This is a genomic window from Streptomyces sp. NPDC127119 (genome assembly GCF_042677425.1).
Classification (GTDB): domain Bacteria; phylum Actinomycetota; class Actinomycetes; order Streptomycetales; family Streptomycetaceae; genus Streptomyces.
This window is the reverse complement of sequence record NZ_JBHXTO010000051.1, coordinates 25,475-35,134: the sequence shown is the minus strand read 5'-3', so window position 1 is coordinate 35,134 and position 9,660 is coordinate 25,475. Positions and strand designations below refer to the sequence as shown.

Here is a 9,660-nt window from a genome sequence, read left to right as displayed (position 1 = left end):
TCTCATCCTTTGTCCGCGCCCCTCTTTACTATTAATCTTCCTCCTATAAACTTTGGTCCCTCAATATCAAAAAAACCGGCCGCGCCCCGCGCTTTTTTGCCTCCCCCCCCCCCCCGCTGCGGGGGGAAGCGCCTGAGCGATTTGAAACGACGGGGGAATCGCTTCAGGCACTGCGGGGGGTGGCTGCGATGGTTCGTACGTCCGGGGCCTCCGGCTCGTCCAGCCGATGGTCGCGCTGATCGAGGTTCACAAAGATCATTCCGTACCGAATGGCGCACCGTACCGGCTGCGGCGCCCCCCGAGGCCGCCGCAGACACCGGTACGCCCGTACGTCGTCCTCGTCGTCCCGCGTCACCACGACCGGCTCTCCGAAGACGGTCACCATCAACGAGTCACCGCTGTGGGGGATGGCGGTGGCCAGGTCGATGAAGTGCCAGCCGGAGCGGTAGGCCGTGGCCATTTCTCTGCGGAAGGATCGGTCGTCAGGTGGAGTGGTCACATCAATCCCCGGCACCTTCGTCCGCACCGATGGGAGGTGCGGGCCAGGTACTGTCCCCGGGCACGCCAGCAGACTTGGCCGCCGACGGCCACGTACTGTCCGCCCGAGTGTGAGCGTCGCCCTTCGCATCCGAAAGGCCACTCAGAGCGCCGAAGGCCAGGACGGCGGAGAAGGCGGCGACAAGCACCGAGCGAAGCATTTTCTTACCCATAGTCGGCTTCGTCCTCACTTGAAGGTCCCCTCTTCCCCCGTCGGATACGACGATGGCTCATTCGGGCACGTCATGACCACATAATCGATGCATCATGTTCCTGCATGTTCAGGACCCTGGGGGGTGGAGATTTGGCAACGAATCGGACTAAGGAGACACATCCCCATCCGGTGACCGAACTGTGCGAGGAAGGTGGCCGTCTTTACGCGAACGCTCTCCGCACGGGACGTATCGCCCGCGCGGACGCGACATCGGCTCCGTGCCTGATGGAGTTCGCCCTTCTTCATCCCGATCCGGACGACCCGAACTGGCTGCGACCCGTGCCCCCCACGGTCGCCCTGGCCCAGCGACTCAACCCCATAGAGCACGAAATCCTCGAACGCAGACGCCTGTCGATCGAACTGGCCGATGCTTTCGAGCCGTTCATGACCCTGAGCGCCCAGTCCACAGAATCCACACATTCGATCACCGTGCTGGAGGGGGGCGACCGGATCAACGCGGCCCTCAACCTGGCCACGGCGCAGTGCCAGGTCGAGATGCTCACGGTCCAGCCGAGCAACCGTCTCTCCGAGCGCCAGCTCCTCCAGGGCCTGGAGCGGGACAGACCGCTCACCGAACGAGGTGTGCGGATACGCACCCTGTACCAGCACACGGCCCGGTACAGCCCGGAGAAGCTGGCCTACGTGGCGCAGCTGTCCGACGGCAAGGTGGAGTACCGCACCATCGACGAGCTGGTGGAACGTCTCATCATCTGCGACGAGAGCGTCGCCTTCATCCCCACCCGCGACGACCAGCAGGTCGCCCTGGAGCTGCGTCACCCCGGTCTCGTGCGCTACCTGATCAAGGTGTTCGAGTTCATGTGGGGCCGCGCGGTCCCGCTGAGCGCCGGCGCTCCCTACGAAACCGCCCCCGACGGCATCACCGAGATCCAGCACTCCATCGCCAAGCTCCTGGTGGAGGGCCATGTGGACGAGGCGATAGCCCGCCGCCTGGGCATGAACGTACGGACATGCCGGGCGCACATAGCGAAGCTGGCCACCGCCCTGGGCAGCGGAAGCCGCGCACAGCTCGGCTATCTGATCGCCGAGTCGGGAATCCTGAAGCAGGACGAGGCCGAGGGGTGAAGATTTCACACTCCCCGCACGCCGTGGAAGAACTGTGCCCGGCCGGAGCCGAGCTGTACGAACAGGCCCTGCGCGAGGGGCACGTGCACAGCGACGACGTCCGGAAGGCCCCCTGCCTCGTCGATCTCGGGATGCTGCACCCGACCGTCGAGAACCTGAGCGTGCTGGAACCCGTCGCCCCGGTCGTCGCCCTCCACCGGCTGCTGCGCACGTCCGAGGAGCGCATCGCGGACGAACGGCGGCGCGAGGCACGGCTGACCACGGTGTTCGAACCGCTGATGCGGATCGACAGCCGGCAGACGGCGGCCACCGACGCGCCGGCGATCAGAATCCTCAGCGGGACGAAGCGGATCAACCAGTCCATCACCGAGGCCGTGCGCGACGCGAGCCGCTAGATCCTCTCCATCCAGACCAACGCAGGACACACAGGTGACCGCCACGCGGTGTCGGAGGTCGTCGCGCTCGCCCGCGACCAGGCGTTCCTGGACCGAGGCGGCCGTATCCGCGTCCTCCACCAGCACACGCTGCGCCACTCGCTCACCGTCCTGTCCCGCTACGAGCAGCTGCGGGGCGACGTCGAGGGTCGCTCCCTCAATGTGCGCACCGCCCGCGTCCACATCGCCAAACTCACGGCGACCCTCGGCAGCGAGAGCCGCGCCCAGCTCGGTTATCTCATCGGTCGCTCGGGGATCCTGGACGATCGGGAACGGTGAGCGGCTGGAGTTCCGCGGCGCGCGGCGGTCCGTCCAGGCCCGCCTGGGCGATCCGCACCCCCAACTGCGTACGGCTGGCGGCCCCCAGCGTCTCCGAGAGCCGGGCGATGTGCGCCCGGCACGTACGGACGCTGATACCGAGCCGCTCCGCGACCACCGCGTCCTGGTGTCCTTCGGCGAGCAGCGCCGCGATGGAGCGTTCGCGGTGGGTGATGCCCTCGATGCCGGTGTCCGGAAGGGGCGCGGTGAGGGGGACCGCCAGCCGCCAGAGCCGTTCGAAGACGGTGACGAGGTAGCTCACCAGTGCCGGGTGGCGCAGTTCCAGGGCCATGGTGCGGTCGGGGCTCGCGGGGATGAACGCGACCGTGCGGTCGAAGACGATGAGCCGCTCGGTGACCTCGTCGAGCGTGCGGGCCTCCGCCGCCTCCTCCATCAGCTCCATGTAGTTGCGCAGGCCCTGGCCGTGCCGGGCCACGTGCGTGTACAGGTCGCGCATGCGGACCCCGCGGCGGCGCAGCGCGAGCGCCCGGTGCAGGCCTTCGGTGAGTTCGTCCTCGCGGCGGATGCCGCCCGGCTGGACGGCCAGCACCTCGGAGGTGCACGCCTCGGTCGCCTCGTCCATGGCGGCCCGGATGCGGGGCAGTCCGTCGAGCACCCGGATCGCCACTCCCCCGGCGGACGCGCGCGCGTCGCCGCCGAGGGCCGCGTACCACTCGAAGGCGGACACCGCCTCGCCCATGCGCGACTGGGTCGCGACGACGTGCTCGTGCATCTCCCGCAGCAGCCGCGTCATGACCTCCTGCGGCGAGGTCGGAACCAGCCAGCCCATGTCGTCGGGGTCGGGATGCAGGAGCGCCAGTTCGACCAGGCAGGGCACCGACTCGGCGTCCTTCCGGGACACCCGGCCGCGCCGCACCGCACGGGAGTAGACCCGGTCTCCGGCATCGCACAGGCGGTCAGCACCGTGTGGATGCGCTTCCGTCGTGTGCCCGGCCATCTCCCCAACCCCCGGTTCCAGCCTCTTCGGAGCGCAACTATGCGCGGCGTCCCCCGCCTCCGCAACACGGCTCCCCCGCTTCCATGCCCCCCATCGCACCACTTGATCCGCGTTTGCGCACACGTCCGTATGACTCGTTGCGACAAGCTGAAGAAGGCGACGGCACGCGCCCCCTCCACAAGGGACGTTGCCCGCGTGAGCTGGCGGAAACCGTCGGGAGGCCGCCGGGTCGCGGGCAGCGTCCGACGTCAGGGTGCGCGTCGGGGCGCGGAGAACCGGTGTGGCTCGTACGCGTCGCCCGGTGCGCGGGGCGGGCTGCCGCGGCGTCCGGTGGGGCCGGGGCGGCCCGTGGGCAGGCGTCCGCCGCGCCGCAACCGACGGAACCGGCCGAAATTCGGCCGGTCCGCGCGGTGGGGGCCGCCGGTCCGCGTGAGGAGGCCGCCGGAGGCGGGAACGCGGGCTACTTGATGCCGAGTTCCTCGCACGCCGAGCGGTACTTCGCCGTGCAGATCTCCTCCGCCGAGTAGATGCCGTCCTCGACGACCGTCGACGCGATGGTGTTGCGGGTCAGGGAGAAGACCTGGACGAGGCTGGCGGGGATGCTCTTGTCGGTGGGGCTGGAGACCCGGTCGGGGGTGAGCGAGTCGAACTCGATGCCGTAGCCGCGGACGCGGGCCACGGCCACCTCGGCGGCGGTCTCCGCCTCCTCGGGGTACGGCTTGTAGACGCTCATGAACTGCTCGCCGGCGAGGACGCGCTGCACGGCGTCCAGTTCGGCGTCCTGGCCGGTGATGGGCGGCAGCTTGGTGGCGCCCGCGGCCTTGAGCGCGGAGATGATGCCGCCCGCCATGCCGTCGTTGGCGGAGTACACCCCGGCGATGTTGTTCACGCCGATGGACGAGATGGCCGCCATCATGTTGGCGCGGGCGTTGGCCGGCTTCCAGTCCTTGGTGTCGTACGCCTTGGCGATGGTGACCTTGTTCTTCAGCTCGCTGAGGGCGGCCGACTTGAACTGGCCGGCGTTCGGGTCCGTCACCGCGCCGTTCATCATGACGATCTTCTGGCTCTTGTCGCCGTCCAGCCGGTCGGCGAGGGCCCGGCCCTGCACCTGCCCGACCTCCTCGTTGTCGAACGAGATGTACGCGTCGATCGGCCCCTCGGCCAGCCGGTCGTACGCGATGACGGGAATTCCGGCTTTCTTGGCCTTCTTCACACCGGCGGCGATCGCATGGGAGTCCACGGCGTCCACCATCAGCACGTCGACCTTGTCGTCCACCATTTTCTGCAGCTGCCGGTTCTGCACGTCGGCGTCCTGTTCCGCATTCGCGTAGACGACCTTTCCCTTGCCGTCCGTGAGCGTGCCGACCTTCTTCTTGATGATGGGGTAGTCGAACTTCTCGTAACGGGAGTTCGCCTTCTCCGGCAGCAGCAGGCCCACCGTGATGTCGTCGCCCTTGGTGGGGCTCGCTTCGGTTCCGCCGTCACCGCTCCCGCACGCGGCGAGGGTCAGGGTCATGGAGCAGACGGTCACGGCCAGGGCGGTACGACGTGTGGCGCGGTTCACTTCAGGTGCCTTCCGTACGAGGGCGACAGTGCGGGCCCAGGTGACAAAAAGCCAACGCGGGGGTTCTCGGGGCGTCAAGGAGTAACTGCTAACGACCTCGCAACAGAAGTCTGTGAAGAGACGGGGCCGAAGTCGGGCGGATGCGTGGAGTGAGAATCCACACCACCCACGCACTCCCCTCACTCTCCCCTTCGCACTTCGTTCGCCCCCTCGCACGACAGACACGACGGAAGGCCGTGAAAGAGCGTCAAAGGTGGCAGAACACCACGTCCGGGTCAGCATGAGTACCTGATCGGCGGCGCACGGATTGCGGTGGGACCGCTCCCGGATCTTGCTGGGACCAGACAACTCGTTCCGACCGTGTCCTCCTTCACCACGGAGTTCCCATGCGCGCTTTCTCCCGGTCCCTCATAACTGCGCTGGCCGCGGGCTGCCTCGCCCTGACGGCAGGCACGTCCGCGGCGGCCGCCCCCCGGTCCGCACCCGATCCCGTCCCCGGCGCCTGTGCCGTCGACTGGACCGAGCTGGCCGGGATCACGGGCACCGGCACCCTGCAGGAGGCGATCGTCGCCTGCGTCGAGGCCTACACGAAACGCGACCTCGACAGCTGGCTCCAGACCCCGCCGAAACCACCCGCAGAGCAGCAGGAACAGCCCGCGGAACAGCAGGAGAAGAAGCAGGAGGAGAAGGAGGAGAAGGGGCAGGAGGACTGGACCGGGGCCGACGCCGGGAACTGGGCGACCAAACTGTCCTGCGACCTGGCCGAGCTCTTCCAGGAGCCCACGGCATGCCGGCCGTCGGACTCCATGACTCGGACTCCATGATTCGGACCCCGTGATTCGGACGCCGTGATTCGGACGCCGTGACGCGGCGACAGAACCTTCCCGCATCAGGGCCTTCTCGCATGTGACAGAACGGGCCGGGATCTGAGCACTCGCGGATGAATACGGAATCCGCGAGTGCTCACTCCCCGGCCCGTTCGTCAAGCGCGAGAATCACCACATTCCGAGAACGCGGATTCTCAACTCCCCCCAGGGAAAAGCGCTGCTACGTTTGGGTTTCGTCCCGAGGCAGGCAGGCGTGCCGTATCGGCAGCCCCGCCTCGGATTGCACGGCGGGCGTATTCGTTCGACGAGGACCGAGGACGACCGACAACGCCCCGCGCGCCCATTCCACCGCAGCTTTCGTTCATCTTTTCTGCATCCCTGTTTGGAGTTCCGCCATGTCTGCGGACAGCACCGCTGTCATCGATCCCGCACGCCCGAACGGCCCCGGCACCGGCGGCCCGCCCGGCGGCCGGTATCTCGGCCTGGCCCTGGTGGTCATCGCCGCCGCCCAGCTGATGGTCGTCCTGGACGCCACCATCACCAATATCGCCCTGCCCGCGATCCAGACCTCCCTGGGCGTCACCGACTCCGGGCTGGCCTGGATCGTCAACTCGTACGCGCTGGCCTTCGGCGGGCTGCTGCTGCTCGGCGGCAAGGCGGGCGACCTCTTCGGCCGCAGGCTGCTGTTCCAGGTGGGCATCGGCGTCTTCACCCTGGCCTCCCTGCTGGGCGGCCTCGCCCCGAACGAGGGCCTGCTGATCGGCGCCCGCGTCCTCCAGGGCGTCGGCGCCGCCCTCGCCGCACCGAACGCGCTGGCCCTGATCACCACGACCTTCCCCGCGGGCAGGTCGCGCAACACGGCGATGGGCGTGTACGCGGCGATGGGCGGCGTCGGCGCCACGGTCGGCCTGCTGCTCGGCGGTACGCTCACCGATCTGCTCGACTGGCGCTGGGTGTTCTTCGTCAACATCCCCATCGGCCTGGCCGTCCTCGCCGGCACCCGCACCCTCGTCGAGGGCGAACGCCATAAGGGCCGCCTCGACGTACCGGGCGCCGTCACCGGCACCGGTGGCCTGATGGCGCTGGTCTACGGCATCACCCGCGGCGGCGAACACGGCTGGACGGGCGGATGGACGCTCGGCTCCTTCGCCGCGGCACTCGTCCTGCTCGCCGTGTTCCTGGTCCTGCAGGCGCGGACCGCGCATCCGATGATGCCGCTGCGCCTGTTCCGCGACCGCAACCGCACCGGCTCGTACGCCACGATGCTGTTCATCGGTGCGGGCATGTTCGCCACGTTCTACTTCCTGACCCTCTACATGCAGCTCATCCAGGGGTTCAGCCCGGTGAGGACCGGGTTCGCCTTCCTGCCGTTCAGCTTCGGCATGGCCGCGGCGGCGGGCATCAGCTCGAAGCTGGTCGCCCGTTGCGCCCCGCGGCTGATCGCGGGTCCCGGGCTGCTGGTCGCCGCGGCGGGCATGTTCTGGTTCGCGACCCTGGAACCCGGCTCCTCGTACGCGGCCCACGTACTGCCCGCGATGTTCGTGACCGCGCTCGGTCTCGGCATGAGCTTCGTGCCGATGACGCTGGGCGCGGTCAGCGGCGTCGACCACCTGGACACCGGTATCGCCTCCGCCCTGCTCAACACCGCGCAGCAGATCGGCGGCGCGCTGGGCCTCGCCTTCCTGTCCACGCTCTCCACCACGGCCGCCGACGCCACACTGCCCGACGCCGCGAGCAGCCTCTACCGGGGTCTGGCCACCCAGGACCCCGGCCTCGTGTCCAAGGCGGGCGAGGCGCTGACCGACGGCTACACGACGGCGTTCGCCGCCGCCGCGGTGATGTTCCTCGCCGGTCTCGTCGTCACGGCGTTCGCCGTCGACGCGGGCAGGCAGGAGCACGCCGAGGGCGCGGCAGCGGCCCACATGGGCTGACGGACCGCCGCGGCCACCGACCTGGTGGACGAACCGCCACGGGCCGCCGCGGGAGGGAGGGGCTTGGGCTACCGTCGGTCCCAGCCCGCTCCCGTTCCCCGCTCCCGTTCTCGGCTCCCGCTTCCGATCCCCCACCAGGTGAGGCCCGCGATGCGAAAGATCGTCCTGAGCATGTCCGTCTCCCTCGACGGTTTCTTCGAGGGGCCGAACCGCGAGATCGACTGGCACCTGGTCGACGACGAACTGCACCGACACCTCAACGAACGCATCGGCGCCCTGGGCGGCTTCCTGACCGGCCGTGTCTCCCACGAACTGATGGCGGAGTACTGGCCCACCGCCGACCAGGACCCCGACGCCCCGGAGCCCGTCCGCGCGTTCGCCGCGATCTGGCGGAACATGCCGAAGGTCGTCTACTCACGGACGCTGGACAAGGCCGACTGGAACGCGACCGTCGTACGGGAGGTCGCTCCCGATGTCATCAGGGCGCTCAAGGAACAGCCGGGCGGGGACCTCGCGGTCGGCGGGGCGGAACTGGCGGCGGAGTTCCGGCGCCACGACCTGATCGACGAGTACCTGATCTACGTACACCCGGTGCTCCTGGGGCACGGCCGTCCCCTCTTCCACGACACCGACGCGCTCGCCCACCTGCGCCTGGTCGAGTCCCGCGGCTTCGGCAACGGGGTGGTGCTGCTGCACTACACGCGCGAGGGTGCGGACCGGGCCGCGGAGGCGCGGGCGGAGTCCGCCTGAGCCGGCCGTCCTCAGCCACCCTGGGCCGCGCTCAACCGCCGTCGTCCGAGGGGTGTTCGTGGCCCCGCGGGCGTTCGGGGAAGGGGAGGAGGCGGGCCGGGGGCCGGTCCGGGCCCACCAGGTCCTCCTGGCCGGACGCCCGGGCGTGCTCCTCCCAGCCCGCGCGGAACCAGCTCAGCTGATGCCGCTGCAACTCCTCCTCGGTGAGTACGCGAACGCCGTCCGGGCCCGCGGCCCGTACCTTTTCGGCCAGTACCCCGAGGAGTTCGCCCACGGTTTCCACGACGTCGGCGACGCTCTCGGCCCCGGCCCCACGGCCGCCTCCCGGTTCACCCATGCCGTGCTCCGACCCCTCCGCCGTCAAGCGCCCTCCGGCAGGAACTGCCGTGCCACCCTGGCGAACAGCTCCCGCAGTTCGGGCGGGACCCCCATCCGGCAGGCGGCCTCCTCGGGGCTGATCCACGGGTGTTCGTCCCCGTCCGCGGGGCGGACCGCGCCCGTGAGCGGCAGATCGTCCTCGGTCAGCCGGCCCGAGCGGATGAGCATCTCCCGCAGGGGGACGCCGAGTACGGCCGCGATGCGCCGCATCGTCTCCAGGTCGGGCATGGACTGCCGCTGGAGCAGTCTGCTCACGGCGGCCCGGTGCACCCCGGCGTCGTCGGCCAGTTTCGAACGGCCGCCGCCGCGCGGGCTGTCGATGTCGTAGCCCCGGGCGCGCAGCAGTTCCTCGATCCAGCCGGCGAACTCCCGCAGCCCCGCGGCCCGGTACGTCTGATCCGTACGGGCCCCGGCCCGTGCGCTCGCAGCCATGTGTCGGCTCTCCCCTCGTCGCCGGGGCAGCGTACCGATCGCACACGCACCAGTATGTGTGCGCGCTCGCGCGTAACTGTGGAGATCTCGCAACTCTGCGTCACATAAACGCGCTTGAGGCTCTGTCAGCACACTCGACCTCCACGGAACGTAATCACTTGCGTACGCGCTCGCAACATGCAACCCTGTCCGCTCGCCCGCAACTATCGAACGCATGTTCCCATACATGAGGAG

9 protein-coding genes and 1 pseudogene are annotated in these 9,660 nt (G+C 69.2%); 5 read left to right on the top strand and 5 right to left on the bottom strand.

The window, feature by feature from the left end:
* Positions 1-163 precede the first annotated feature (163 nt).
* On the bottom strand, positions 164-460 hold the full coding sequence (locus tag ACFVH5_RS22205) for a (2Fe-2S)-binding protein (RefSeq protein ID WP_248781803.1): 297 nt from the start codon (positions 458-460) through the stop codon (positions 164-166).
* 354 nt (positions 461-814) lie between these two features.
* Here ACFVH5_RS22205 and ACFVH5_RS22200 point away from each other — a divergent pair, with 354 nt between their 5' ends.
* Positions 815-1,834: a helix-turn-helix transcriptional regulator gene (locus tag ACFVH5_RS22200; RefSeq protein WP_385835334.1), complete on the top strand. Its 1,020-nt coding sequence runs from the start codon at positions 815-817 to the stop codon at positions 1,832-1,834.
* Positions 1,831-2,547, top strand: a pseudogene (locus tag ACFVH5_RS22195) (hypothetical protein). Before ACFVH5_RS22200 ends, ACFVH5_RS22195 begins: the two are co-directional and overlap by 4 nt.
* On the opposite strand, the gene ACFVH5_RS22190 reads toward ACFVH5_RS22195, so the two are convergent.
* Positions 2,507-3,544 carry a LuxR C-terminal-related transcriptional regulator gene (locus tag ACFVH5_RS22190; protein ID WP_385835333.1) on the bottom strand — a complete coding sequence of 346 codons (1,038 nt, stop codon included), beginning with the start codon at positions 3,542-3,544 and terminating at the stop codon, positions 2,507-2,509. The pseudogene ACFVH5_RS22195 and the gene ACFVH5_RS22190 overlap by 41 nt on opposite strands.
* A gap of 460 nt (positions 3,545-4,004) precedes the next feature.
* On the bottom strand, positions 4,005-5,060 hold the full coding sequence (locus tag ACFVH5_RS22185; protein WP_385835348.1) for a substrate-binding domain-containing protein: 1,056 nt from the start codon (positions 5,058-5,060) through the stop codon (positions 4,005-4,007).
* 434 nt (positions 5,061-5,494) lie between these two features.
* Here ACFVH5_RS22185 and ACFVH5_RS22180 point away from each other — a divergent pair, with 434 nt between their 5' ends.
* From ACFVH5_RS22180 to ACFVH5_RS22170, 3 genes are all read left to right on the top strand, one after another.
* A complete protein-coding gene (locus ACFVH5_RS22180) occupies positions 5,495-5,932 on the top strand; it encodes a hypothetical protein (RefSeq protein WP_385835332.1) in 438 nt (145 codons plus the stop codon).
* Positions 5,933-6,330: 398 nt separating this feature from the next.
* Positions 6,331-7,866 carry an MFS transporter gene (locus tag ACFVH5_RS22175; protein WP_385835331.1) on the top strand — a complete coding sequence of 512 codons (1,536 nt, stop codon included), beginning with the start codon at positions 6,331-6,333 and terminating at the stop codon, positions 7,864-7,866.
* Between the two features lie 150 nt (positions 7,867-8,016).
* Positions 8,017-8,616, top strand: a complete 600-nt coding sequence (locus ACFVH5_RS22170) for a dihydrofolate reductase family protein (protein ID WP_385835330.1) — start codon at positions 8,017-8,019, stop codon at positions 8,614-8,616.
* A 31-nt stretch (positions 8,617-8,647) separates the two neighbouring features.
* Here the strand turns inward: ACFVH5_RS22170 and ACFVH5_RS22165 are convergent, their stop codons facing one another.
* Positions 8,648-8,953 (bottom strand): hypothetical protein, encoded by a 306-nt coding sequence (locus ACFVH5_RS22165; protein WP_384805905.1) that lies wholly within the window; start codon positions 8,951-8,953, stop codon positions 8,648-8,650.
* Between the two features lie 23 nt (positions 8,954-8,976).
* Entirely contained in the window at positions 8,977-9,426 is a 450-nt protein-coding gene (locus ACFVH5_RS22160; protein ID WP_385835329.1) for a helix-turn-helix domain-containing protein, read from the bottom strand.
* Between the last annotated feature and the right edge of the window lie 234 nt (positions 9,427-9,660).

What these genes read in the sequence shown, in the direction of transcription:
- ACFVH5_RS22185 (WP_385835348.1), bottom strand. Translation starts at nt 5,060, where the DNA reads ATGACCCTGACCCTCGCCGCGTGCGGGAGCGGTGACGGCGGAACCGAA.
- ACFVH5_RS22170 (WP_385835330.1), top strand. Translation starts at nt 8,017, where the DNA reads ATGCGAAAGATCGTCCTGAGCATGTCCGTCTCCCTCGACGGTTTCTTC.
- ACFVH5_RS22180 (WP_385835332.1), top strand. Translation starts at nt 5,495, where the DNA reads ATGCGCGCTTTCTCCCGGTCCCTCATAACTGCGCTGGCCGCGGGCTGC.
- ACFVH5_RS22205 (WP_248781803.1), bottom strand. Translation starts at nt 460, where the DNA reads ATGGCCACGGCCTACCGCTCCGGCTGGCACTTCATCGACCTGGCCACC.
- ACFVH5_RS22200 (WP_385835334.1), top strand. Translation starts at nt 815, where the DNA reads ATGTTCAGGACCCTGGGGGGTGGAGATTTGGCAACGAATCGGACTAAG.
- ACFVH5_RS22165 (WP_384805905.1), bottom strand. Translation starts at nt 8,953, where the DNA reads ATGGGTGAACCGGGAGGCGGCCGTGGGGCCGGGGCCGAGAGCGTCGCC.
- ACFVH5_RS22160 (WP_385835329.1), bottom strand. Translation starts at nt 9,426, where the DNA reads ATGGCTGCGAGCGCACGGGCCGGGGCCCGTACGGATCAGACGTACCGG.
- ACFVH5_RS22190 (WP_385835333.1), bottom strand. Translation starts at nt 3,544, where the DNA reads ATGGCCGGGCACACGACGGAAGCGCATCCACACGGTGCTGACCGCCTG.
- ACFVH5_RS22175 (WP_385835331.1), top strand. Translation starts at nt 6,331, where the DNA reads ATGTCTGCGGACAGCACCGCTGTCATCGATCCCGCACGCCCGAACGGC.